The 25,744-nt window shown below is 44.3% G+C and carries 21 protein-coding genes; 12 read left to right on the forward strand and 9 right to left on the reverse strand.

Annotation, left to right across the window (positions count from 1 at the left end):
- Positions 1–181 precede the first annotated feature (181 nt).
- The 3 genes from VME0621_RS13495 (at position 182) to VME0621_RS13505 (ending at position 5,486) form a co-directional block, all read left to right on the forward strand.
- Positions 182–1,729: a DUF3360 family protein gene (locus VME0621_RS13495; protein ID WP_031494604.1), complete on the forward strand. Its 1,548-nt coding sequence runs from the start codon at positions 182–184 to the stop codon at positions 1,727–1,729.
- 259 nt (positions 1,730–1,988) lie between these two features.
- Complete coding sequence (pflB, locus tag VME0621_RS13500; RefSeq protein WP_062460295.1) at positions 1,989–4,265, forward strand: formate C-acetyltransferase; 2,277 nt, start codon at positions 1,989–1,991, stop codon at positions 4,263–4,265.
- Positions 4,266–4,505: 240 nt separating this feature from the next.
- The gene (locus tag VME0621_RS13505) at positions 4,506–5,486 is read left to right on the forward strand and encodes a lipid A deacylase LpxR family protein (protein ID WP_006074145.1); all 981 of its coding nucleotides are present in this window, start codon (positions 4,506–4,508) and stop codon (positions 5,484–5,486) included.
- Positions 5,487–5,548: 62 nt separating this feature from the next.
- Here VME0621_RS13505 and VME0621_RS13510 read toward each other — a convergent pair whose 3' ends face one another.
- Positions 5,549–7,429, reverse strand: a complete 1,881-nt coding sequence (locus VME0621_RS13510; RefSeq protein ID WP_062460297.1) for a methyl-accepting chemotaxis protein — start codon at positions 7,427–7,429, stop codon at positions 5,549–5,551.
- 275 nt (positions 7,430–7,704) lie between these two features.
- Here VME0621_RS13510 and pflA point away from each other — a divergent pair, with 275 nt between their 5' ends.
- The 6 genes from pflA to VME0621_RS13540 all read left to right on the forward strand — a co-directional run bounded on the left by pflA (position 7,705) and on the right by VME0621_RS13540 (position 14,746).
- On the forward strand, positions 7,705–8,445 hold the full coding sequence (pflA, locus tag VME0621_RS13515; protein ID WP_006074139.1) for a pyruvate formate lyase 1-activating protein: 741 nt from the start codon (positions 7,705–7,707) through the stop codon (positions 8,443–8,445).
- A 171-nt stretch (positions 8,446–8,616) separates the two neighbouring features.
- Positions 8,617–9,117 (forward strand): YfbU family protein, encoded by a 501-nt coding sequence (locus tag VME0621_RS13520; protein WP_062460299.1) that lies wholly within the window; start codon positions 8,617–8,619, stop codon positions 9,115–9,117.
- A 287-nt stretch (positions 9,118–9,404) separates the two neighbouring features.
- Positions 9,405–11,339 (forward strand): PrkA family serine protein kinase, encoded by a 1,935-nt coding sequence (locus tag VME0621_RS13525; RefSeq protein ID WP_006074135.1) that lies wholly within the window; start codon positions 9,405–9,407, stop codon positions 11,337–11,339.
- Between the two features lie 76 nt (positions 11,340–11,415).
- The gene (locus tag VME0621_RS13530; RefSeq protein WP_006074131.1) at positions 11,416–12,687 is read left to right on the forward strand and encodes a YeaH/YhbH family protein; all 1,272 of its coding nucleotides are present in this window, start codon (positions 11,416–11,418) and stop codon (positions 12,685–12,687) included.
- Between the two features lie 12 nt (positions 12,688–12,699).
- A complete protein-coding gene (locus VME0621_RS13535; RefSeq protein WP_038230078.1) occupies positions 12,700–14,232 on the forward strand; it encodes a SpoVR family protein in 1,533 nt (510 codons plus the stop codon).
- A gap of 112 nt (positions 14,233–14,344) precedes the next feature.
- The gene (locus tag VME0621_RS13540; RefSeq protein ID WP_062460300.1) at positions 14,345–14,746 is read left to right on the forward strand and encodes a hypothetical protein; all 402 of its coding nucleotides are present in this window, start codon (positions 14,345–14,347) and stop codon (positions 14,744–14,746) included.
- On the opposite strand, the gene VME0621_RS13545 is transcribed toward VME0621_RS13540, so the two are convergent.
- Positions 14,743–15,888, reverse strand: coding sequence for a glycosyltransferase (locus tag VME0621_RS13545; protein ID WP_062460302.1), 1,146 nt, complete (start codon positions 15,886–15,888; stop codon positions 14,743–14,745). The genes VME0621_RS13540 and VME0621_RS13545 overlap by 4 nt on opposite strands.
- 264 nt (positions 15,889–16,152) lie before the next feature.
- On the opposite strand from VME0621_RS13545, the gene VME0621_RS13550 reads away from it, so the two are divergent.
- The 3 genes from VME0621_RS13550 (at position 16,153) to VME0621_RS13560 (ending at position 19,421) form a co-directional block, all read left to right on the forward strand.
- Positions 16,153–17,091: a glycosyltransferase family 2 protein gene (locus VME0621_RS13550; protein WP_062460304.1), complete on the forward strand. Its 939-nt coding sequence runs from the start codon at positions 16,153–16,155 to the stop codon at positions 17,089–17,091.
- Complete coding sequence (locus tag VME0621_RS13555; RefSeq protein ID WP_062460306.1) at positions 17,088–18,521, forward strand: lipopolysaccharide biosynthesis protein; 1,434 nt, start codon at positions 17,088–17,090, stop codon at positions 18,519–18,521. Before VME0621_RS13550 ends, VME0621_RS13555 begins: the two co-directional genes overlap by 4 nt.
- A gap of 120 nt (positions 18,522–18,641) precedes the next feature.
- Positions 18,642–19,421 (forward strand): DUF3558 domain-containing protein, encoded by a 780-nt coding sequence (locus tag VME0621_RS13560; RefSeq protein ID WP_062460308.1) that lies wholly within the window; start codon positions 18,642–18,644, stop codon positions 19,419–19,421.
- Positions 19,422–19,479: 58 nt separating this feature from the next.
- On the opposite strand, the gene hisIE is transcribed toward VME0621_RS13560, so the two are convergent.
- From hisIE to hisD, 7 genes are all read right to left on the reverse strand, one after another.
- Positions 19,480–20,106 (reverse strand): bifunctional phosphoribosyl-AMP cyclohydrolase/phosphoribosyl-ATP diphosphatase HisIE, encoded by a 627-nt coding sequence (gene hisIE / locus VME0621_RS13565; protein ID WP_038230069.1) that lies wholly within the window; start codon positions 20,104–20,106, stop codon positions 19,480–19,482.
- On the reverse strand, positions 20,103–20,876 hold the full coding sequence (hisF, locus tag VME0621_RS13570) for an imidazole glycerol phosphate synthase subunit HisF (RefSeq protein WP_006074116.1): 774 nt from the start codon (positions 20,874–20,876) through the stop codon (positions 20,103–20,105). Before hisF ends, hisIE begins: the two co-directional genes overlap by 4 nt.
- On the reverse strand, positions 20,858–21,595 hold the full coding sequence (gene hisA, locus VME0621_RS13575; protein WP_062460411.1) for a 1-(5-phosphoribosyl)-5-[(5-phosphoribosylamino)methylideneamino]imidazole-4-carboxamide isomerase: 738 nt from the start codon (positions 21,593–21,595) through the stop codon (positions 20,858–20,860). The genes hisF and hisA overlap by 19 nt, the downstream gene beginning before the upstream one ends.
- 73 nt (positions 21,596–21,668) lie before the next feature.
- On the reverse strand, positions 21,669–22,292 hold the full coding sequence (hisH, locus tag VME0621_RS13580) for an imidazole glycerol phosphate synthase subunit HisH (protein WP_038230067.1): 624 nt from the start codon (positions 22,290–22,292) through the stop codon (positions 21,669–21,671).
- Complete coding sequence (gene hisB, locus VME0621_RS13585) at positions 22,292–23,365, reverse strand: bifunctional histidinol-phosphatase/imidazoleglycerol-phosphate dehydratase HisB (protein ID WP_006074110.1); 1,074 nt, start codon at positions 23,363–23,365, stop codon at positions 22,292–22,294. Before hisB ends, hisH begins: the two co-directional genes overlap by 1 nt.
- Positions 23,366–23,393: 28 nt before the next feature.
- Positions 23,394–24,446 carry a histidinol-phosphate transaminase gene (hisC, locus tag VME0621_RS13590; protein WP_062460309.1) on the reverse strand — a complete coding sequence of 351 codons (1,053 nt, stop codon included), beginning with the start codon at positions 24,444–24,446 and terminating at the stop codon, positions 23,394–23,396.
- Positions 24,446–25,744 carry a histidinol dehydrogenase gene (hisD, locus tag VME0621_RS13595; RefSeq protein WP_038230064.1) on the reverse strand — a complete coding sequence of 433 codons (1,299 nt, stop codon included), beginning with the start codon at positions 25,742–25,744 and terminating at the stop codon, positions 24,446–24,448. The genes hisC and hisD overlap by 1 nt, the downstream gene beginning before the upstream one ends.

A 25,744-nucleotide genomic window follows, 5' to 3' on the forward strand; every position in this document is an offset into this window, starting at 1 on the left:
CAAGGTCTTAGTGTTGCTTGTTAGACTCGGCTCCATTGATATAGCACGAATTATTCACCCCATTTTTAGGAATCTCGTCTATTCTTAGCACGTCGTTAACGTGCAGCAGCCTAGCCAAGTCGGTGTGAACCAGTTCGTTTATCAAGCCAAACGACTAACTTTTTATATATATGAGGAATCTATGTCAGACGCAGTTAACAAAGCGCATTCTGATTCGGATATCGAGACTAAGAGCTATCAAGAGCTTCACCGTCCAGCATCTGAGTTTGCCAGCCGCTCTGAATACCTAGACCACGAACTTCAAATCATGAAACCGCGCCGCTTTGGTTTAAACCTACCAGGCCGTGACTTCCGCTTTGAACTAGAAGATTTAGTACCTGCTCTTGCTGGTACCATCGGCATTATTGCGATGTACTCTGCAGTAATGATGTCATGGGCTGACGGTCTAACCGCTGCTTGGGATCACGTAAACCTTGGGAAAGAGTTTGCGATCGAAGTTGCACGTGTAGAAATGCTAATCCCAGCACTTCTTTTCTGTGTTCTTGCATCAGGTTTCATCAACCCAAGAGCTAACCTTGCTGGTAACCACGGTCCGATGATCCCACTTATCGGTTCTATCGCGCTTGCTGGTGCTCACCCTCTTGCTCTTGCAATCCTTCTTGGTGTGTTCGGCCTTTTGCTAAGTTACTTCAAGGGTGGCTCGAAGCTTGTAAACCTAACCTCCCAAGGTACGGCGGGGGGCTTATTAATCTTCCTCGGCTTCACCGGTACGATGAGCCAAATCGGTTCCATTCAAGAATGGGCAGTAGGTTTGCAATCTGCGAGTGTTGAAGCAGGCAGCATGGGTTATGTTGGCTTGGTCGTACTTGGCATCAACATCGCAGTGTACGCCTACCTCGCTAAGATAAACATGCGTTGGCTAGCTATTCCGGTTTGTGCCGTTACGGGTCTTCTACTGGCCCTTGGTCTGGGTGCTGGTTTCGACTTGACGTTCGAAACTGAAATGGGTCTTCCTAACCTAAATCCAGTTTATTGGTGGGGCAGCACAGAAGAAGGTTGGATGCTAGGTCTTCCGAACCTACAGCACTTTATTGCTTCTCTACCATTTGCGATTCTAGCGGTTGCGATGTGGTCACCTGACTTCCTTGGTCACCGTATTTTCCAAGAACTTAACTACCCACGTAAGACTGAAAAAGTACTCATGGATGTAGATGACACAATGACTATGTGTTCAATCCGTCAAATGGTAGGTACTGCGGTTGGTGGTGGTAACATCACGTCTTCTTGGGGTACTTACATGATCCCAGCTGCGATCGCTAAGCGTCCAATTCCAGCAGGTGCGATTCTACTTGGTTCTCTATGTATCATTGTTGCTATTCTTGGTTTCCCAATGGACGTAGCAGTATGGCCTCCAGTAATGCGCGTTGCGCTACTAGTGGGTGTATTCCTTCCTCTACTTGAAGCTGGTATGCAGATGGTAAAAGAGACTAAGGATTCACAAGCGGCAGGTATTTGTATCTTTGCATCAGTCGTTGCTAACCCGGTGTTGGCATGGGCGCTGACCATGTTCCTAGATAATAATGGTCTAATTGGTGACAAAGAACGTGCTTCTCGTCTATCTTTTGTAGATAAGATTGTCATCCCTGTGGGTGTGTTCGTTATCTGCTTAGTAGCGATGCTAGCTGTAGGTATGTTAGAAGGCCAGTACGGCATTCCAGCTTTCCTATAATATCTAGTTGATTATTTGGGCAGTGACATTCACTGCCCATATTTTTATCAAACTTTTTTAACTTTTATTGATTTAGTTTAAGTTTTACAAATTATTTTTAGTGTAAGCTTGATTTTAACGTAGGGAATGACAATATCTATATCCATACTAACCCTAAGTGGTTATAGATATTTTTATTCAAGTGTACTGGTTCACCCTCCGGTGAACATGCGTAATAGCGTACAGTACGTGTTTTTTCTACTAAAAAGGTAGGTATGTCATGGCAGAGCAATTTGCTAAAGCTTGGGAAGGTTTTGCTGCAGGTGAGTGGCAAAACGAAGTTAACGTTCGTGATTTCATCCAAAAGAACTACACTCCATACGAGGGTGACGAGTCTTTCCTAGTTTCTGAAGGTACTGAAGCAACTAACAAGCTTTGGGCTAAGGTAATGGAAGGTATCAAACTAGAAAACTCAACTCACGCACCTGTTGATTTTGATACTTCAGTTATCTCTACCATCACTGCTCACGATGCAGGTTACATCGAAAAAGATCTTGAAACTATCGTAGGTCTTCAAACTGAAGCGCCGCTTAAGCGTGCAATCATCCCTAACGGTGGTATCCGTATGGTTGAAGGTTCATGCAAAGCGTACAACCGCGAACTAGACCCACAAGTTAAGAAAATCTTCACTGAATATCGTAAAACTCACAACGCTGGTGTTTTCGATATCTACACTCCAGACATCATGAAATGCCGTAAGTCAGGCGTTCTAACTGGTCTTCCAGATGCATACGGTCGTGGTCGTATCATCGGTGACTACCGTCGTGTGGCTCTTTACGGTATTGACCGTCTAATGCAAGACAAGCTAGCTCAATTCGCTTCTCTACAAGAGCGTTTCGAGAACGGCGAAGATCTTCAAATGACTATGCAGCTTCGCGAAGAAATCGCAGAGCAACACCGTGCACTTGGCCAAATGAAAGTTATGGCTGAGAAATACGGTTGCGACATCTCTCGCCCAGCTGAAACAGCTCAAGAAGCTATTCAGTGGACTTACTTCGGCTACCTAGCTGCTGTTAAGTCTCAAAACGGTGCTGCAATGTCTCTAGGTCGTACTTCTACTTTCCTAGATATCTACATTGAGCGTGACATCGCTGAAGGTAAGATTACTGAAGTTGAAGCTCAGGAAATGATCGACCACTTCGTAATGAAGCTACGTATGGTTCGTTTCCTACGTACTCCTGAGTACGATGATCTGTTCTCTGGTGACCCAATCTGGGCTACCGAGTCTATGGGTGGTATGGGTCTTGACGGTCGTACGCTTGTTACGCGTTCAAACTTCCGTTTCCTAAACTCTCTATACACTATGGGTCCTTCTCCAGAGCCAAACATCACTGTACTTTGGTCTGAGCAGCTACCTGAAGGCTTCAAGAAGTTCTGTGCAAAAGTATCTATCGATACTTCTTCTATCCAGTACGAGAACGACGACCTAATGCGTCCAGACTTCGAGTCTGATGACTATGCAATCGCATGTTGTGTATCTCCAATGGTTATTGGTAAACACATGCAATTCTTCGGCGCTCGTGCGAACCTAGCTAAGACTCTTCTATACGTTATCAACGGCGGTGTGGACGAGAAGCTTAAGATTCAAGTTGGCCCACAAATGCCTAAGATCACTGACGAAGTTCTAGACTTCGACGATGTATGGGGCAAACTAGACCACTTCATGGATTGGCTAGCTAAGCAGTACGTAACTGCACTAAACAGCATCCACTTCATGCACGACAAGTACAGCTACGAAGCTGCACTAATGGCTCTACACGACCGTGACGTTCGTCGTACTATGGCTTGTGGTATCGCTGGTCTTTCTGTTGCTGCTGACTCTCTAGCTGCTATCAAGTACGCTAAAGTTAAGCCAGTACGTGACGAAGACGGTGTTGCAATCGACTTCGAAATCGAAGGCGACTATCCTAAGTTCGGTAACAACGATGCTCGCGTAGATGACATCGCTTGTGAACTAGTAGAAGTATTCATGAACAAGATCCGTTCACTGAAAACTTACCGTGACGCTGTGCCTACTCAGTCTATCCTAACTATCACTTCTAACGTGGTATATGGTAAGAAAACTGGTAACACTCCAGATGGTCGTCGCGCAGGCGCTCCTTTCGCACCAGGTGCTAACCCAATGCACGGCCGTGACGAGAAAGGTGCTGTAGCTTCACTTACTTCTGTAGGTAAACTACCGTTTGCACACGCTAAAGATGGTATCTCTTATACTTTCTCTATCGTTCCAAACGCTCTAGGTAAAGAAGAAGACAGCCAACGCGCTAACCTTGCTGGTCTGATGGATGGTTACTTCCACCACGAAGCTGGCATTGAGGGTGGTCAACACCTGAACGTGAACGTTCTTAACCGTGAAACTCTAGAAGACGCTGTTAAGCACCCTGAGAAATACCCTCAGCTAACAATCCGTGTATCTGGTTACGCTGTTCGCTTCAACTCTCTAACTGCAGAGCAACAAGCTGACGTAATCGCACGTACGTTCACTGAATCTCTATAATCTGAGATTATACTGATTTAGATAAAAACCTCGCTTCGGCGAGGTTTTTTTATTTCTGTCTAATTTTGATTCCTATCAACAAAAAGTACGTAGTTCTCACTGGTTAAGGATTGTTTACAATTTCGCTACGATAGAGATACTTTTTCATCTATAGATCACTGACTAACCTTTTTCTTTCGTGTCACACTCAACTTAATAATAAAACATCTCTACTAGCCGTATTTGAAGAGAGTGACACATATGAAAGCAGCCGCCATTTTACCTTTGATTTTTGTCAGTAGTGTTGTCTTAGCCTCTGAGCGCTCTACCGTCTCATTTTCACTCGATAATGACGGTATCTTTGGCACAGACGAAGACTATACCAACGGTATTTTTCTTTCTTATACCAGCAGCGCCATCACCCCTTGGGCTTTATTCAAACCGCTTAGTCTGTCTTATTGGGGAAGCGCTTCTCTTGATAAGTTTGAATTTCAGCTTGGACATAAGATGTGGACCCCTTCGGATATTGAAGCCACTGTACCTCTGGCTAATGACCGCCCCTATGCAGGTTATTTCCATGGCGAACTGAATTACATTAGTTTGCACCCTCAACAGGCACAGCGTTTCAATCTCACGTTAGGTAGCACTGGTGAAGGGTCATTTGCCGATAAAGCGCAGCAGTTGGTGCACTCGATTGTGGGTTCAGCAGACCCAAAAGGCTGGGAATATCAGATTGAGGATCAAGTCGCAGGCAGTATTGGTTACTTAACTCATCTAAATTGGAAACGCGAGCCACTTTTTGGCAATACCGGATGGGAAGTCTCAAACGTCACCGAAGCAAACCTAGGGAATTTTAGAAGTGATGTTTCCACGGGGATGATGTTTCGCTTTGGTTCAGAACTTGGAGGTAACTTCGGTTCTGCAAACATCAGTACAGAAAACCCGTTTAAGGCCGGGATGATCGGCGCCTCTAATAAAGGCTGGTTTACTTATTTTGGCTTAAAAGCTCGCTACCGATTTAATGATCTTACTATTCAAGGAGAGAGACCCGGAATACCAGAGCCAAGTGATGCTTACGACGTCACTTTACAGCCGTGGCAAGGTGAGGCAGTTCTTGGTGTGACGTGGTATAACGCCTATGTTGGTATTAGTGCCTTTGCCGGTTCTAAGTCCGCAGAATATAAAGAAGCGTCAAAGTCTATCTATGGCAATGGAGGAATTTCGCTTTTTGCTTTCTTCTAAAGTGAAATAGGCACCTTCCTAGGTGCCTATTTCATCGATATATACCTTTACCATAGCGTTTATTACGCCGTCTTAAATCTCTCACATTCTTGATAGAGCTCCGTGGAACGCTTATCTACCCCATCACTGGTTTCTTTCAAACTCTGACTACTCGCCTCAAGTTCACCCATAGAGTCACTGATTTGCGCCATGTTGCTGGCCATCGATTGCGAAGTTGTCGCTAGTTCCTTAACAGAGGCAAAAATCACTTCAGTTTGAGAGCTAGCTTCTTGTGCCTTATTCATGATCTCTTCAAGTGCGGTTTTCGCTTGATTCCCTTGCTCTCGACCTGACTGCATGGAACTGTCAGATTGAGCAATAAACTGAATGACTTGCGTGCTTTCCTGTTTCATTGTGTCTATCGTACCAGAGATTTCCTCTACCGCTTGTACTGTCCTTACTGCGAGACTTCGCACTTCATCTGCCACCACAGCAAAACCTCGACCTTGCTCTCCTGCCCTCGCCGCTTCAATCGCGGCATTCAGTGCCAATAAGTTGGTTTGCTCAGCAATACCATTAATGATTTCCATCACTGAGTCTATCTTTTGGGAAGCTTGCTCCAGCTGTTCGATATGGGTAGCGGCTTCTTCCAGAATAGTGCCAACTTGTTCAAAAGCAGCGATGGTATCTACAATAACTTCACCACCCGCTTGCGCAGACTCTGCTGAGGTTTTACTAATGGTTGCCACATACTCTAAAGAACCAGAAATTTCTTGTGTGGTAACACTCACCTCTTCAGTCGCGGACGCCAATAACTGCGTTTGTTCAATAACTTGACTTTGGTGCTGTCTTAGTTGATTGATTCCGCTGTCTAGCTCACCAGAACTGTTCGATAGTTGCTGACTGTTGGTTTTCACACCATCAACCAGAGTCCCTAAATTTTCGCAACTCACATTGATGGCTTGCTTAAGCTGGTTGAACTCATCACGATGATTATTACTCACGGCAAGACGCGTCGAAAGATCACCTTGTTCTACGAGTTTAAGTGCTGACAGTGTTTGCTTTAACGAGCGAGCCAGAGAGACATTTAATGTGAGGAAGATAGCTGTAGTAAATAGTGCTAATAAAGCACAAGCGATACCGACGGAAGCCTTGGTCATGCTCGATACATCGGCGGCTTGATTACCTAATGAAAGTGCTTGTTGATTCAGTGCTAGAGCGGCTTTGTCAAAGGCCTCTAAAGTAATCGCCTGAGCTTGGTCTAACTTCTGCTCTAAACCAACTAAAGTACCTGACAGCTCAACCACTCGCGCGAAGCCGAGTTCCAATGCTTTGACTTCATTCTCATAAAGCTCCAACATGGCATAGGTATTTGATGCATTAACAAATCCTGCAAGAGCTCGCTTAAAGCCTTTTTCGTTTTGTTCGTTGGGCTGAATTAAGTATTCCTGCAAACTGGTCACTACTTTCTGAAAATCTGAAGTCAGCGTCACCATACCTGTTTCTTTGATAGCGGCATCGATCTTGGCGTTATTCTGCTGTAGCTGCTGTAGCAATCCGTCATTCACGGAGAAACCCAACTCTGATTTGATGGTCAGCCAAGGGCTCAAATTAAAGATAAACGACTCTAACGTATTGGAAACATTATCACTCTCAGTAGTCAAACCGGCTTGCTTTAAGAACGCTAGGTCTTGCTCCGCACTGGTTTCCAATCGGTCCATGCTATCTTCAAACGCATCCATGCCACCAGCCACTAATGTGGTTCGTCGATTAACGGTATCCATCAACAACACTTGAGTAGAGGCTAAATGTGCACTGGCTCGCTCCATTTCACTACTACTGGTGAATTTCTCGCTTAAACTGGAAAGTGAGTTAAAAATAAAAAACACCAAAATGATGAACCCAGACCAAAGAGTGAGCATCGAAAAGGCAGTTTTTTGTTTTTGTGATAAGGCTACTTCCATGTATTTCCCCTTGTGACGATAAGCATGTCGGTCTCCTGACCGATATTATCTGCAACAGACGCAACCAGTTGATACTGGTTTAAAGTAAGCAAACTAGCAATCTATGTACCATGTATTAATAATATAATTAACAACGCTATAACATTATTTCACTATGGGCAACAGAAGTCGGTTTTTGATCGATACAGACTATGAATGGGGTACCACTTTTCCTGTCGTAGGGGGCCATTTTGTAATAAAATGACGCGTAAAAATAAGTAAGTAGAGAAGAGCATATGTCAACAACTGGTCGCATTCACTCATTCGAATCCTGCGGTACGGTCGATGGACCTGGGATCCGTTTTATTGTCTTTCTTCAAGGCTGTCTCATGCGTTGTATGTATTGCCACAACCGTGATACTTGGGATACTCATGGCGGTAAAGAAGTGTCCGTCGACGAGTTGATTGCCGAGGCAAAATCCTACCGTCACTTTATGAATGCATCTGGTGGTGGTATTACTTGTTCAGGCGGTGAGGCCATGCTCCAACCTGAGTTTGTCCGTGACTTCTTTCGCGCCGCTCAAGCGGAAGGCATTCATACCTGCTTGGACACTAACGGCTACATCCGTAAGCATACTGATGTTATCGACGAAGTTTTGGATGCTACCGACTTAGTGATGCTCGATATAAAGCACATGAAAGATGAAATTCACCAAGATTTCATCGGTGTATCTAATCGCCGCACATTAGATTTCGCTCGTTATCTACACAAGATTGGCCAAAAAACATGGATTCGCTATGTTGTCGTCCCGGGTTATACGGACGACCCAGAAGCCGCTCACATGCTTGGAGAGTTTATTAAAGATATGGACAACATCGAGAAGGTCGAACTGTTGCCATACCACAAGTTAGGCGCACATAAGTGGGAAGCGCTCGGTTTTGAGTACCCTCTCGAGGGAACGCAGCCGCCGACCAAAGAAGTCATGGATAACATCCAAAATATTCTTCTGCAATATACTGATACCGTTAAGTACTAACAGTAGATTCAGAAATCTTTTGACACGAAAAAAACGCGCTAGAAAGCGCGTTTTTTTGTAATAAATACGTGTTGAGATCATGTTACACAATATCGAGAAGCTGATAACCTGTCGGTATAGCGAATTCATTCGTAAACTTATAATGATGACTTTTTAGTGAGGCTTTTCACCATGGAAATGACAAATGCTCAACGTCTAATCCTATCTAATCAATATTATCTAATGGCTAAGCTTACGCCAGAAAACGCAGAAAAGTATAAGCGCCTGCAAACAATTGTAGAGCGTGGTTATGAACTGCAAATGCGTGAAATAAACAAAGAGTATGGCTGTTTAGTTGAAGACGAGTGTCGTGAAGTAATCGACATCATGGAAATGTACCACGCCATGCAAGAATCCAACAAGATGCTTTCAGATGAAGAACGTAACGATGTAGACCAACGTCGTTTACAGTTTTTAGGGTTTGATATCGCAACTGAAGCACAACTGGTTAATTATGTTCGCTTCCTAATCGATTCTGAGGGACTTTATCCACAATTCGACAAAGGCGATCATCACTTCAATAGCCATGTACCTATGCTTGAGAAATATCGTCGTATGTTGGTGACATGGAGAAATTGTCCACGTCAGTACCACTTATCAGCAGCAGAATTCAGACAGATTTTTAACGCTTAACTTTAACGCATTAAAACAATCAGTTATCAAAAAGCCCTCTTCCTTCCTAGGCAGAGGGCTTTTTTTAAGCAACTTTTCTTACTCTCAACCGGTCTAATCTAATAATCGGGACTCACGTATAAAAGTTGAGACAGGGGGATAATCAGCGGACTAAATTGAGGAAGTTTTGTAAATAAATGCATAATTGATAAGCATAAATCTGAAAACCCTACTAGTCTTAAAAATGACATGGAGTCGCATTGTATATCTGTCAATGGTCAGCTTTGCAGGTTTAAGGGGAATCAGCTATGAGTATTTTCGATCATTATCAAGCGCGCTACGAAGCCGCAAAAGATGAAGAATTGTCTATCAAGGAATTCTTATCTCTATGTAAAGACGACAAGAGTGCTTACGCCAATGCAGCGGAACGTCTTTTACTCGCAATCGGTGAACCTGAGGTTATTGATACCGCTCAGGATCCTCGCTTAAGTCGTATTTTTTCAAATCGCATCATTTCTCGCTACAAAACGTTCGAAGATTTCTACGGCATGGAAGATGCCATCGAACAAATTGTGTCTTATCTCAAGCATGCCGCTCAAGGTCTAGAAGAAAGAAAACAAATACTATACCTTCTAGGCCCAGTAGGTGGCGGTAAATCTTCGCTTGCAGAGAAGCTTAAAGCATTAATGCAGAAAATGCCTATTTACGTGTTATCTGCCAACGGCGAGCGCAGTCCGGTCAACGATCACCCGTTCTGTTTGTTCGATGTTTCAGAAGACGGAGACCTACTGAAAAGTGAATATGGTATTGAGAAACGCTACCTACGCTCAATCATGTCACCTTGGGCAGCGAAACGCTTACACGAGTTTGGCGGCGACATTACTAAGTTTAAGGTTGTCAAAGTCAGACCATCTATTTTAGACCAAGTCGCGATAGCTAAAACTGAACCCGGTGATGAGAACAACCAAGACATTTCCGCTCTAGTAGGTAAAGTTGATATTCGCCAACTTGAACACTTCTCACAAGACGATCCAGATGCGTATAGCTATTCAGGTGCGTTGTGCCGCGCAAACCAAGGTTTGATGGAATTCGTGGAAATGTTCAAGGCTCCGATTAAAGTCTTGCACCCACTCCTAACCGCAACACAGGAAGGTAACTACAACGGTACTGAAGGACTTTCAGCTCTGCCATTCGACGGTATGATATTGGCTCACTCGAACGAATCAGAATGGCAAACCTTTCGTAATAACAAGAACAACGAAGCGTTCTTGGATCGTGTCTACATCGTTAAGGTGCCATACTGCTTGCGCGTCTCTGAAGAAGTTAAAATTTACCAGAAACTTCTTGATCATAGTGAGCTCTCAAAAGCACCTTGTTCACCAAGTACCCTAGAGCTTCTAGGTCAATTCAGCGTACTATCGCGCCTAAAAGAGCCAGAAAACTCATCTCTGTTCTCGAAAATGCGTGTTTATGACGGTGAGACATTGAAAGACACCGATCCTAAAGCGAAGAGCTATCAAGAATACCGCGACTATGCCGGCGTCGATGAGGGCATGTCTGGCCTGTCTACTCGTTTCGCCTTTAAGATTCTGTCACGAGTCTTCAACTTCGACCAATCTGAAGTCGCAGCAAACCCAGTGCACCTGTTCTACGTCATTGAACAGCAAATTGAACGTGAACAGTTCCCTCAAGAAGTGGGCGAGAAGTATTTAGAATTCCTTAAAGGTTATCTAGTACCTCGCTATGTGGAATTCATTGGTAAAGAAATTCAAACCGCTTACTTGGAGTCATACTCAGAGTACGGACAAAATATCTTCGACCGATACGTCACCTATGCGGACTTCTGGATTCAAGACCAAGAGTATCGTGACCCGGAAACAGGTCAGTTATTCGACCGAGCTTCACTTAACGAAGAGCTAGAAAAAATCGAAAAAACCGCGGGTATTAGTAATCCTAAAGATTTCCGAAACGAGATCGTTAACTTTGTGCTTCGTGCTCGTGCTAATAACAATGGTTCAAACCCCGTTTGGACAAGTTACGAAAAACTTCGCACGGTTATCGAGAAGAAAATGTTCTCCAATACGGAAGAACTACTACCTGTTATTTCATTTAATGCGAAAACATCATCCGAAGACCAACGTAAGCACGACGACTTTGTTAATCGTATGATGGAGAAAGGCTACACCGAGAAACAAGTACGATTGCTGTCTGAGTGGTACTTGAGAGTTCGTAAATCCTCATAAGTACACCTGACTGTTTATCTCAGCCCCGAGCGAAAGCTCGGTGGCTGTTTGGTGAGAGGAATACAGGGAGTAACTCATGGCACAATTTATCGATAGACGCTTGAACGGCAAGAACAAAAGTGCCGTTAACAGGCAGCGTTTCATACGCAGGCATAAACAGAAAATCAAAGAATCGGTTACCGATGCCGTCAATCGCCGCTCCATTACCAATACTGAGACTGGCGAGGATGTTTCGATTCCTGCAAAAGATCTTAGTGAGCCGATTTTCCATCAAGGCCAAGGAGGCGTGAAAGAGCGCGTTCATCCTGGTAACGACCAATTCATCACAGGGGACAAAATTGAACGCCCACCAAAAGGCGGACAAGGTGGTGGCTCTGGTCAGGGGGAAGCAAGTCCTGACGGTGAAGGTGAAGACGAATTCGTGTTCCAGATTTCTAAAGACGAATACCTTGATATTCTGTTTGAAGATCTCGCACTACCGAACCTCAAAAAGAATCAAATCAACAAAATTAAAGAATGGAAAACGCATCGAGCAGGTTATCAAACTGCTGGTATGCCTTCTAACATTGCCATCGTTCGTTCCTTACAACAGTCGTTAGCACGACGCACCGCGATGACAGCGGGCAAACGACGTATGCTCGATGAGCTTTGTAAAGAGCTTGATGACGTCCAGATGAGCGAGCCAGCTAAACCAATTGAGGAAAACCGACTCAAAGAAGAGATCGCTGAGCTTCGCAAAAAAATCGATAGCGTACCTTTTATCGACACCTTCGATCTTCGTTTTAAAAACTATGAAAAACGTCCAGTTCCTTCAAGCCAAGCCGTAATGTTTTGTTTGATGGATGTATCTGGGTCAATGGACCAAGCAACCAAAGATATCGCTAAACGCTTCTATGTGTTGTTGTATTTATTCTTAACACGCACCTATGAGAATGTTGAAGTGGTGTTTATTCGACATCATACTCAGGCGAAAGAGGTTGATGAGCACGAATTCTTCTATTCTCAAGAAACTGGTGGCACCATCGTTTCAAGTGCTCTCAAATTGATGAAGGAAATTGTAGAAGACCGTTATCCTCTCGGAGAGTGGAACATCTACGCAGCGCAAGCTTCAGATGGCGATAACTGGGCTGATGATTCGCCTCGTTGTCGCGAATTACTCGTCAATAAACTGTTACCAGCTTGCCAGTATTACTCTTACATCGAAATCACTCGTAGAACGCACCAAACACTGTGGCATGAATATGAAAAGTTAGAGAATGAATTCGACAACTTTGCAATGAAGAACATTCGTTCTGTTGAAGACATATTCCCAGTGTTTAGGGAGTTGTTTCAAAAAGAGACCGCATAGGGAGACGTGCATATGACGACAGATACTAAAGTTAAGTCAAAGGTACTTCCAGACGGTCCTGATTGGACTTTCGACATGTTGGAACGCTACCACAAGGAAATAAAGCGTGTCGCAGAGCATTACCGTCTCGACACCTACCCTAACCAAATCGAAGTTATTACGTCAGAACAGATGATGGATGCCTATTCGAGTATAGGGATGCCCATTAACTATAATCACTGGTCATTTGGTAAGAAGTTCATCCAGACAGAACAGGGGTATAAACATGGTCAAATGGGTTTGGCCTATGAAATCGTAATCAATTCCAACCCATGTATTGCGTATCTCATGGAGGAGAATTCAGTCACCATGCAGGCGCTGGTTATGGCTCATGCCTGTTACGGTCACAACTCCTTCTTTAAAGGCAACTATCTATTTCAAACATGGACGGACGCTAGTTCTATTATTGATTACCTGCTTTTCGCTAAGAAATACATTGCTGACTGCGAGCAAAAGTATGGTGAAGAAGAGGTAGAGCAAATTCTAGACTCGTGTCATGCCTTAATGAATTACGGTGTGGACCGTTATAAACGTCCAGAAAAAATCTCAATTGCAGAAGAGAAGATTCGCCAAGAAGAACGTGAGGCCTATTTGCAATCTCAAGTTAATGACCTGTGGCGCACTGTACCTCAAAATCGAACACCAGAAGAGGACCAAAAGGTACGCTTCCCAAGTGAACCTCAGGAAAATATCCTCTATTTCATTGAAAAGAACGCGCCATTACTAGAGCCTTGGCAACGTGAAATCGTTAGGATCGTGCGCAAAGTAAGTCAATATTTCTATCCGCAGAAACAGACACAGGTAATGAATGAAGGTTGGGCAACCTTCTGGCACTACACAATTCTTAATCATTTGTATGATGAAGGTCTGGTGTCTGATAAGTTCATACTCGAGTTCTTGCACAGCCACACCAGTGTGGTTGCTCAACCCGCTTATAACAGCCCTTATTTTAGTGGTATAAACCCTTACGCTCTAGGCTTTGCAATGTTTAGGGATATTAAGCGCATCTGTGAAGAACCAACGGACGAGGATAGAGAATGGTTCCCAGAGTTGGCCGACAGTGATTGGCTCGATGCTATGCATTTTGCTATGCACAACTTCAAAGATGAGAGCTTTATTAGCCAATATTTATCTCCGCATTTAATGCGTGAGTTTAAGTTTTTCTCCATTCTCGATGATGACCGAAAGAACTTCGTCGAAGTCTCCGCTATTCATGATGAAATGGGATATCGTCAGATACGTGAAAAACTCGCAGCGCAGTACAACCTGAGTAATCTCGAGCCGAACATCCAAGTTTACAATGTGGATGTTCGAGGAGACCGCTCGCTTACATTACAACATGTTCCACATAATCGCATTCCTCTGGATAAAGGCCATGACGAAGTTTTGAAGCACCTTTATCGACTTTGGGGGTTCGATGTTATTTTAGAAGAAGTGAAGGAGTCTGGACGAAGGGAAATTCTTGGGACTTGCCCTAAACGGGAACCTTATAATTCTACTATCTAACCTTTCTACTGGTCGTGGGTTCCTACCTGCGACCAGATAATTTTTAGCACTCCCTTACCTTCAATGGTAAGCTTGGCACTGTCTCTTTATCTTTCGTTTCAACTCGTATCTTATGAACAAATTACTCCTAGCTTTTGGTGTGGTTTTACTTGCCATCATCGCAACCCTCTCATGGGTGTTTATACCTACCCACGAAACAATGGGCAAACAAACTCTCAGCGCCCCTTTGAGTGATGAGTTCAAGCTCGTCGCGCACCGAATTCATTCTACCGACCCCGATGCTGGTCCCAAATACGCCTACTTTGTCTTGTCTGACGCAACGTCAATAGATAACAGTGAGCCTTTTCTGGTCACTTCCGACCAATTCACAAAGTTAGAAAGCGTCAAAGAAAATGGATTCACCCTCACCGTAAATGGTCGCATCTACGAATATCATAATGATTTATGGATAGAGAAAACTAACGGTCAACTGCATCGTTGGCACGTAAGCATCAACGCAAGGTACATTCGTTAAGCTGGATTCTCTATCCAACGAGACAACTTTCTGGCCTGTAACAGCGCGTTGAACTTTACTTGAACGCGCTCATGCGCCAATCGCCCCATCATCACTCTTTGGCTAAAGCTGAGCTGAGAAAACTCCACAATGCTCGCCCTGAGCGCTGTGACATCTTTTTCATGGACAACGAAGCCCGTCTCTGGAGTCACAATTTCTTTACACCCCATGATGTCTGTCGTGATTACGGGTGTGCCTACTGCCATTGCTTCCTTAAGGACGAGGGGGCCCGTATCTACATTACCCGTAGAGGCCATACAAAACGGCGCGACTAAGCAATCATAATTTGGCAGAGACTTTTTCACCCAATCGTGAGATTTTGCACCACAAAAGTTTACTCTATCGGATAAATCAAGCCGTTGTACTTGATGCTTCAGCTCGGCTTCCAACTCTCCGGTACCAACAATATCAAGGAAAATGTTGAGCTTTTCGGCTACCGGAGCCATCGCTTCCAACAAGTGTTGAACACCTTTCTGCTCCACTAGGCGGCCTAAAAAGACAAGTGAGATTTCAGGGCGAGGCAATTTAGGCGAATACGTAAACTGCTCGGTTTTCACTCCACAGTGTAACAGTTTGATATTTTTGCCCGCCATGTCTTTAAAATCATCCAGCATGTCACGACAAACAGCGACTGCGAAGTCACAGGCGGCAAGTTTCTCTCCGACGTCGAAAGGAGACTCATAAACATCGTGTCCATGTGCAACAAAAGAGCTACTTATTCCGAGGAGCTTTGCTGCAACAATGGCGTGTGCCGTGGTGTGCTGGCAAAAGTGAGCGTGAACGTGCTCAACATCAAGTTCTGCGAGTTGAGTTGCTAATTTGGCGCCATAAACGAGCAACGAACGCTTAGGAAGTGAGCTCTGATTACGAACAAACTTCACCGCCGCTAGCAAATTTTTGTACTTAAACTGGACCAGTGCAGACAAACAGAAATTTTCACCGATTTTAATAACATCATAATCAAAAGTTGATTGCGTTTGTTCCAGTTCAAATGCAAACACGCAGACGGGGTGCCCACATGCTCTAATCGAATCTACTTCTGTTTGAATAAAAGTCTCACTCAACACCGGGTATGTAGGCGCAATGAACGCGGTTTTTTTCATTCTTCCGTCCCAAAAGCTAACTATGTCTTTTGTTCTAAGCAAGATACGCACCAAAGGCTTAAAGCTTGTTAAGCAACCATTTATCGCTTAAATAACGCTCTATTCGCATTTCGATAATCAATTTGCCTAATCTGACACTTGTTATCCAACTGAAAACAATCAATTTGCGACAAATAGTCATAAGTACATGTTTTAAAACAATATTGGTCTTGGCATGTATAGTGCTACTTGTCGTATACCGCTGCAGATAAGAGAGCTAAGGATATGGCTAAAATCTCGATCATCATTCCAACCTATAACTGCGTTGAGTACTTACCTAAAGCAGTTGAAAGTGTGTTCTCTCAAACACACCAGGACATTGAAGTTATTGTTGTCGATGACAATAGTACTGACAACACCTCAAGTTACCTTAACAGCATCAGTGATTCTCGAATGCAGATAATTACAACGTCAGGTCTTGGTGCTTCGGGTGCAAGAAACTTGGGAATTAACAGAGCTAGCGGAGACTATATTGCTTTTCTTGATGCTGACGACTACTGGATGCCTAATAAGTTAGAAAGGCAGCTCCACTTTCATCAATGCCACCCTGAGCTTGCAGGTACCTTTACTAACTACCAACACGTTACCGAACAGTACGAAGAAATAATTGATTGCTTTGGTTATTGGAATCAGTTTCAGTCTGACAGTCGTCAATATATCGTGATGAACGATGCCTTGGAGTTTGTCCTTCAAAATAACGTGATTGGTACTTCAACGGTAATGATTAAGGCTGAGATTTTTCGAGACATCGCACCCTTCGATTCTAATTTAGAATATGGAGAAGACCTCGATTTGTGGCTACGCATTTGCGAGCAACACCCATTCGGTGCGGTGAACTCTATTGAAGCAGGCTATGTCATGAGACAAGGTTCAACTACTCAAACAGACGATAATCGGTTGCGCAACTTAAAATCTTTAGAAGCTATCTTGCACAGGTACACATCTGCTCACCTTTATTGGAACATTTCCTCATCTGCTTTAAGAAGTTCAAAAGCACGCATTCTTGAAGGATACGCCGACTACCACCGTTGTCTTAACCAACCTTTATCGGCGATCTTACTTGGCCTACGCTCACTATCCTTGGCTCCAGAAAAACGACGTTTACGCAGTCTACTTGGAGACTGCAAAAGCATTATCCTTCTACCAAGTAGATCGGCATCATGAACTCACTAAAGCAATCCGCTTATTATGCTATCGGCATCTTGATGATGAAAGGGGTATCCCTCGTCATGATTCCCTATATCACGCATAAGTTGTCGCTCGCCGAGTATGGTTCACTTGAAGCTTTAGTGTTACTCGCTGATATCGGCACTATCCTATTCAGTTTTGGCATAGTCGATGCGATGTATCGATATATTGGTACCGCAAAAGGTACAGAGAAGCAGCAGCTTATTTCAAACTGCTTTACCTTAAGTATCATCGTTTGTGTCATTGGCGGTAGCCTCATTGGAATATCCCTCCCCTGGTTGATTCACGCTTTACCTGTTAACTTCGAAAGCTACCAAATTTTATTACTGCTCATCCCCACCATGATCGATGGTGCAATATCCATCCCGTTAACATTAATGCGTATGAATGCCATGGCGAAACGCTTCTGCATTCTTAATGTCATTAAAGCGCTCGTTCAAGCGATGATGACCTTTGTTCTACTCGAAGCAGGGTATGGTATCGATGGTGTATTAATATCAGCAGCCTGCTCTAGCTTGCTTCTGCTAATGTGCTTGCTCAAGTATCAATGGAGTCAAATGGGGAGTTTTGGTTATCTAGGCTCGTCACGTCTAATTTTGAGTTTTGGTTTGCCCGTGCTGGTGGGCGGTGCATCAGTTTATATGATTAACGGGCTTGATCGTTGGTTCCTTGCCAGTTTTGTTGGTGTGGAACAACTTGCTATCTATGCCGTCAGTGCTAAATTTGCTCTAATACTTGGGCTTGCTCTCCAGCCCTACGCGCTGTGGTGGTTTCCTAATCGAGTAGCGATACTAAACGGAGCCAATGGTAAACAAGAGTGTGCAAATAAGGCAGTTCTCGGTGTGAACATTGCAATCTTGCTTGCTACTGTAATGATTCTAACCGCACCGAGCTTCGTTACTTTGATATTACCAACCACCTATCAATCAGCAAGTACACTTCTGGTTGCACTCCTTGTCATAGGCGTAATTAAAAACGCCGGAGATTATTTAAATTTGGGATGTTACAGTGGCGATTCCAGTAAGGCACAAATGTGGATTCAAGGCATCTGTGCCGCAATTGCGGTTATTGGCTATTTTGTGTTGGTACCTATATGGGGACTCGTTGGGGTGATAGTTGTTCTCGCAACATCATACTTCGCGAGATTAGTCATGCTGTATGTGGTTAGCCAATCACTTGAATTTTTACCCTACGACCACAGTAAATGGTTGATGTCACTTTTTATTTCACTTACGGCCTATTTACTGCATAACATTGTGACATCTTCACTACACGAGCTTTCTCAGCTCTCCATCGGGATATTAATTAGTCTATGCGTGGGAGCTTGCTATCTAAAATTGGCGATTGTTCCTTTGCCTGATGTGAAATTCAACAAAGCGCAGAAGTCGAGTCACTCCCATACTTGATCCCATAAGATACAATACCAATAATGACCGCTTATCATAGATATAAACAGAGCTAAGCAGCCTAATTCCTAGTTGAGTGCTATAACTTTGCCCAATCAATTAGTACATTAGGCAACAGATATGAAATATATTTTCGCTCTACTACCATTAGTTCTATTGGCAGGTTGTAACTCTTCCAGTAGTGAGACTGAAGTCGCACCACAGTCCCCACCAGTCCACCTTCCAGAAGGCTCTGAACCAGACCGACCTCACCCAGATATTGGTGACCCAGGCCATTTACCGGGAGACCTTACACCCGATAGGTTACCCATAGCTTGGTTCAATGAAGTATCAGCTCGGTTTGGTATGTCACTAGAATCACTAGGAGCGGTATGCCGCTATCAAGGCGATTACCCTCAAATTAATATCCATGTATCGTGCCAATGGGACGGAGAAGAGCTGACCATTGTCTACTACGTTTCACGAGGTATAGTTGACCCTGATTATTTTTATGAACATGCCTTTATTTGGGTCGTCAGTGACGAGAAAATTGGATTGGGCGAAATTTGGCCTGCGATTAATCACGACGCGCTTGGTCACTCACACAGAAACATAGACATTGCGGAAGACGCGGCAAGTTTCAACATTCGTTATCAATGCGAAGACGCCGACAAAAAATGTCGTTCACTAGTCCATACTTTAAATATCTCTACTGACCATACAAAAGTCCTTTCTGATGGCACACACTATTATGGTAATACAGACTTTGATATGGACGTCTATAAGAATTCAGAGCGATTTTATTTTAGAGTCGATATTACCGATCTAGACACTGGATACACGTATAACAATACCCTGCATTTATTGGATGACTTTCCACCACTGATGTATGACGTACTTGCTCCTGCATTCGGCTACTAACCCACAAATAAAAAGAGTCAGTAAGGTAACTTACTGACTCTTTTTATTGATTGAAAGATTATTTATGGCGTTCTTTCAGCTTATTAACCACATCATTCATCGATAGACCTTGGTCCTGAAGTAAAACCATTAGGTGATAAATTAAGTCAGCTGATTCGCATATTAGCTCCGCCTTGTCACCCGACGTTGCCGCAAGCGCGACTTCAACGCCCTCTTCGCCCACTTTCTGCGAAATACGTTTGGTACCACGGGCATAGAGGCTCGCGGTATAAGAAGATTGCGGATCCGCATCTTTTCGAGCGGCAAGCAATTGCTCAAGCTGATGAAGCCACACCATTTGAGACTCTTCTTGTGGGTCACCATCAAAACACGTAGTCGTACCTGTGTGACACGTTGGTCCAATTGGGTCAACCTTCACGAGTACTGTATCGTTATCACAATCTAGAGCGATATTACGAAGTTGGAGTACGTTGCCTGACGTTTCTCCTTTCGTCCACAATCGGGATTTCGTGCGAGAGAAAAAGGTCACTTGCTCAGTTTCTAACGTCTTTTCCAACGCTTCAGGATTCATATATCCCATCATTAGAACTTGGCTAGATTGAAAGTCCTGAATAATAGCAGGTACAAGACCATCTACTTTTTCCCAGTCGATACGCTCGGTGAGCGCTACTGCTGCTTCACTCATAGTCTGATCTCCACACCTTGTTGTTTTAGATATTGCTTAAGCTCACCGATATTGATGATCTGCTTGTGGAATACGGAAGCGGCCAACGCACCATCAACATTGGTTTTGTTGTACGCCTCTGCAAAGTGCTCCATCGCACCCGCACCGCCAGAAGCAATGAGAGGCACCTTACACACTTCGCGAACCATATTAAGTTGCTCGATGTCATAGCCATTTCGCACCCCATCTTGGTTCATCATATTAAGTACGATTTCCCCTGCACCACGCTTTTGCACTTCTTGAACCCAATCACGGGTTTCCCATTTAGTGGCTTTAGTACGTGATTCGTCACCGGTGAATTGATACACCTGATACTTACCCGTTTCTTTATCAAAGTAGGAGTCGATACCGACGACAATACACTGAACACCAAACTTGTCGGCAAGCTCGGTAATCAATTCAGGGTTAGCCAAAGCTGGCGAGTTGATTGATACTTTATCAGCACCAAATTCTAAGATACGTGCCGCATCTTCAGCAGACTTAATACCACCAGCGACACAGAATGGAATATCAATCACTTCTGCCACTCGCGCTACCCAGCTTTTATCCACTACACGGCCATCGCTTGAGGCAGTGATATCATAAAAGACTAACTCATCTGCACCTTCTTCTGCATAACGTGCGGCTAACGGAACGATATCACCAATAATCTCGTGGTTCCGGAACTGAACGCCTTTCACCACTTGACCGTCACGGACATCCAAACAAGGAATTATTCGCTTTGCCAACATTGGAATGCCTCCTCTGCGGTAAATTTACCATCTAATAACGCTCGGCCAACAATCACGCCCGACACGCCTGTACCTTTTAGTGCTTCAATATCGGCAAGGCTACCGATACCACCTGAAGACTGAAACTGCACTTGTGGGTACTGCTTACACAGGTCTACATAGAGTTCGACATTACTACCTGCTAATGTGCCGTCACGTGAAATATCAGTGCACAGCACATGCTTTAAGCCCACTGTTAGATAATCATTAATTAACGCTTCAATGGTGACGCCAGAGTCTTCTTGCCAACCTGAGATGGCAACTTTGCGTGTGCCTGTTTCATCGATGTTAATATCGAGTGCTAGCACAATTTTCTCTGCGCCATATTTTTCCATCCATCCTTTGACCAACTCTGGTTGTTTAACTGCGGTCGAACCAACAACAACACGTTGAGCCCCAGCCTCCAGAAGATCAACTACGTCTTGCTCAGTACGCACACCACCACCAATCTGGATGTTTGCTGGCGTTCCTGCTAGTAGTTTGGCAATTAAATCAAGCTGGCGCGCTGATGTGTCTTTCGCGCCAGTCAGATCGACAAGGTGTAGCCAATTTGCTCCGGCTTGATGGTAGAGGTTGAACTGCTCAACCGGATCTACTTTGTATTCAGTAACTTGACCATAATCGCCTTGATACAGACGAACCACTTGTCCTTCAATTAAATCTAATGCTGGAATAATCACAATCATTTCCTTCAAAGCCTCACGACCGTGTGAAGCTGATAAATTCTATCGATAACTTCTTGTAAGTAAGGAATTACACTAACTCTAGGAAGTTTTGAATTAGTTTTGAACCGGCTTTCGACGAGCGCTCTGGGTGAAACTGTACGCCGTAGTAGTTGCCACTTTGTATCGCAGCACTAAACGGTTTGCCATACTCGCATTCAGCAATGGTGTAGTCGCCGACGGGCATCCCAAAACTGTGCACGAAATAGAAGTATTCACCCTCTTCAATCCCTTGAAACAGCGGATTGCCAGCCACAGCCTTTACGGTATTCCACCCCATATGAGGAAGAGGTAAATCTCCTGTTTCCAGACGTTTTACTTCCCCTTCACAAAGGCCTAAGCACTCAACAAGTTCGTCCGCCTTTTGGCCTTTTTCTTGTGAAAGCTTGCCCAACAGCTGCATACCTAGGCAAATACCAAGTACTGGTTTCTCAACCTGCTTGACCAGTTCGATAAGATCGCGCTCTTGAAGGTTTTTCATCGCTTCACTTGCCGTACCTACACCTGGCAGAAACAGCTTGTCAGCACTAAGAACCACTTGAGGTTCCTTAGAAATAACGACATCGTAGCCAAGACGCTGAATAGCAAACTTGACTGACGAGACGTTAGCGCAACCGGTATCAATAATGACTACATTCTGTTTGCTGCTGGTCATTACAAGACTCCCTTACTACTTGGTAACTCGTTCCCCTCTACCTTAATGGCCTGACGCAGTGTACGGCCGAAAGCCTTAAACAAACTCTCAATGATGTGGTGATCATTATCGCCAGAAGAAGATAAGTGCAGTGTACATGCGAGCGTGTCGGTCAAAGATCGGAAGAAATGAACGACCATTTCTGTAGACAAGTCCCCCACCTGCTCACGAGAGAACTTGGCATCAAATTTAAGATATGGGCGACCAGATAGATCTAAGGCACATTGCGCCAAGCACTCATCCATTGGCAAGCTAAAGCCAAATCGACCGATACCGCGCTTATCACCCAGCGCTTCTTTCAAAGCTTGCCCAAGAGCCAAAGCGGTATCTTCAATAGTGTGGTGGTCATCAATGTGCAGATCGCCATCCACAATGCACTTCATCTGGAAACCGCCATGAGTGGCAATTTGATCAAGCATGTGGTCGAAAAAGCCCATGCCAGTTGAGATTTCATTACCACCCGCTTCATCAAGGTTTACAAATACCTTGATATCCGTTTCTTTGGTGGTACGAATTACTTCCGCTGTACGTGCTTTTACCGTTAAGTCTTTTAAGATTCTTGGCCAACCCATGGTCTCCGGATTGTACTGAATTCCACGAATCGCCATATTTTCAGCTAGCTGAAGGTCAGTTTGTCGGTCACCAATCACAGCTGAGGTTTTGAAATCCACTTTGCCACTTTGAAGATACTCTTTGACCAAACCAAGTTTTGGTTTACGGCATGAACAGTTGTCTTCATCAAAGTGCGGGCAAATTAAAACATCATCAAATTTAACGCCTTGAGACTCAAAGATTTCCATCATCATATTATGAGGAGCGTCAAAGTCTTCCTGAGGATAGCTAGCAGTACCTAAACCGTCTTGGTTAGTCACCATCACAAGGCGGTACCCTGCGTCTTGCAGAGCCAATAAACTTGGAATAACAAACGGCTCGAGTTTGAGTTTATCCAAACGGTCAACTTGAAAGTCCACTGGAGGCTCAACAATTAACGTACCATCACGGTCTATAAATAATATTTTCTGTTGGTTGCTCACTTTATAAATCCTTTTCTTGATGGCTAGCTTATGCCGCTGTTTGTTCTAGTTGATTGCGAATAAATGACAATGTCTTCTCACATTCATCACGATTACCAACACTGATTCTTACGCAGTTTTCAATCGGTGAATTTCTAAGAATAATTCCCGTATTCCACGCTGCTTTAAATAGTTCATCGCCATTAGCAAATTCAACGAGTAGATAATTACCCCAACCTTCATATACGGTAACACCTGGTAAGGTCGATAAACCTGCTTGTAGGTAGGCACGATTGGCATTGAGATCCAGCACCTGGAACTTAGCGCGCGCTAACCCTTGTTCCGACAAGGCTTGCACCGCGATTTCTGCGACAGGAATTGGTACCGGATATGGTGCAATCACTTTAAGCAGTACGTTGATTAGCTCTTCATTGGCAAGCGTAAATCCGCAGCGAAGACCAGCCAAAGCGAAAGCTTTTGATAATGTACGTAAGATAGCTAAGTTCGGATATTGGGCCAACAAATCAACGGTTGACGCTTCCGGACAAAAGTCGATATACGCTTCATCCATGACAACAATAGCTTTATCTTTGGTCATCTCCAATAAAGCGATAATGTCTTCGCGCTTAACCAAGTTACCCGTTGGGTTGTTTGGGCTACAAACGAACAGTACTTTGACGCCATCTAAATTGGCTTCGATTTCCGGCAAATTGAGTTGCCAATTAGAAGTCAAGGGTACCGTTTTACGGTTAACGCCAATGGTTTCAGCACTGATGGCGTACATGCCATAGGTAGGCGGACAGAATAAGATGCTATCTTCACCCGGCTCACAAAAAGCACGAATAAGTAACTCAATGCCTTCGTCAGCACCACGAGAAGTCAGTGTTTGTTCTGGTTTAACACCAGCGTATGCCGCATAGGCTTCGATTAGCGCTTTAGGCTGACATTCGCTGTAGCGATTAAGACGTGCAAAATCTGTTTTATATTCATTATTAAATGGTGATTCATTAGCATTGAGCCAAATATCACCGCTACCGCCAATACGTCGTGCTGACATATATGGCGTTAGCTGTTGAACTTGTTTACGAGCGAGCTTTTCCATTAGTTACTCTCCTGCGCAAGCTTCTCGACACGAATGGTCACAGCACGTTTGTGCGCATCCAGCCCTTCTGCCTCGGCCATAGTCACAACCGTCGGAGCCAGATTTCGTAACCCATCGGCAGTTAATTCTTGTACCGTCATTCGCTTAGAAAAGTCAGCTAAGCCCAAGCTTGAATAAGTACGAGTGTAGCCATAAGTCGGCAGTACGTGGTTAGTACCTGAAGCGTAATCGCCCGCAGACTCTGGTGACCAATCGCCCAAGAAGATAGAACCTGCGTTATCAAGTAGCGGTAACAGTTCACGTGGTGCTTTGGTCTGGACAATTAAGTGCTCAGGGCCATAGTAGTTTGAAATAGACACACACTGAGTGATCGATTCAGCGATAATAATGAGACTTGAGCCTAATGCTTGCTGCGCGATATCAGCACGCGACAGTTGCTTGAGCTGTTTATTCACCGCCTCTGTTACTTGGTCTGCAATCACTGGAGATGGAGTGACAAGCACTACTTGAGAGTCTGGACCATGTTCAGCTTGGCTTAGTAGATCGGCCGCGACAAAGTCGGCATCCGCTGTTTCGTCAGCAATAACCAACACTTCAGATGGGCCAGCAGGCATATCGATCGCTGCTCCACGGAAATCATTACTCACTTGACGCTTGGCTTCGGTAACATAGGCATTGCCAGGACCGAAGATCTTATCTACTTTTGAAACGCTCTCTGTGCCATACGCCATCGCCGCTACGGCTTGACCACCACCGACGTTATATACTTCATCGATTTTACATAGCTTGGCAACATAGAGGATTTCATCCGCAATAGGCGGTGGGGAACATAGTACCACCTTACGACAACCAGCAATCTGAGCAGGAACCCCTAGCATGAGCACGGTTGATGGCAGTGGTGCGCTGCCGCCCGGTATATACAGTCCAACGGTATTAATAGGACGAGTCACTTGCTCGCAGACAACGCCTGGCTGAGTTTCTACTCGCAGTAGTTCAGGACGCTGAGCTTTGTGAAACTTAGCGATATTAGAATACGCTTGCTCGAGCGCTTGTTTCATTGTTTCAGAGAGGCGCGATGACGCAGCTTCAATCTCTTCGCTAGAGACTCGAATTGAATCAGGTCGAACTCGATCAAACTTTTCTGTTAGATCTAGCAGCGCTTTATCACCTTCGCTACGTACTTGCTCGATAACCGCCGATACCGCAGAAGTAATATTTGCGCCTTCAGTGATCGCAGGACGCTCAAGAATAGACTCTTGTTGCGACTGACTTAATGATTGCCAAACTACAGTTCTCAT

Source organism: Vibrio mediterranei (assembly GCF_900088415.1).
In the GTDB taxonomy this organism is placed as follows: domain Bacteria; phylum Pseudomonadota; class Gammaproteobacteria; order Enterobacterales; family Vibrionaceae; genus Vibrio; species Vibrio mediterranei.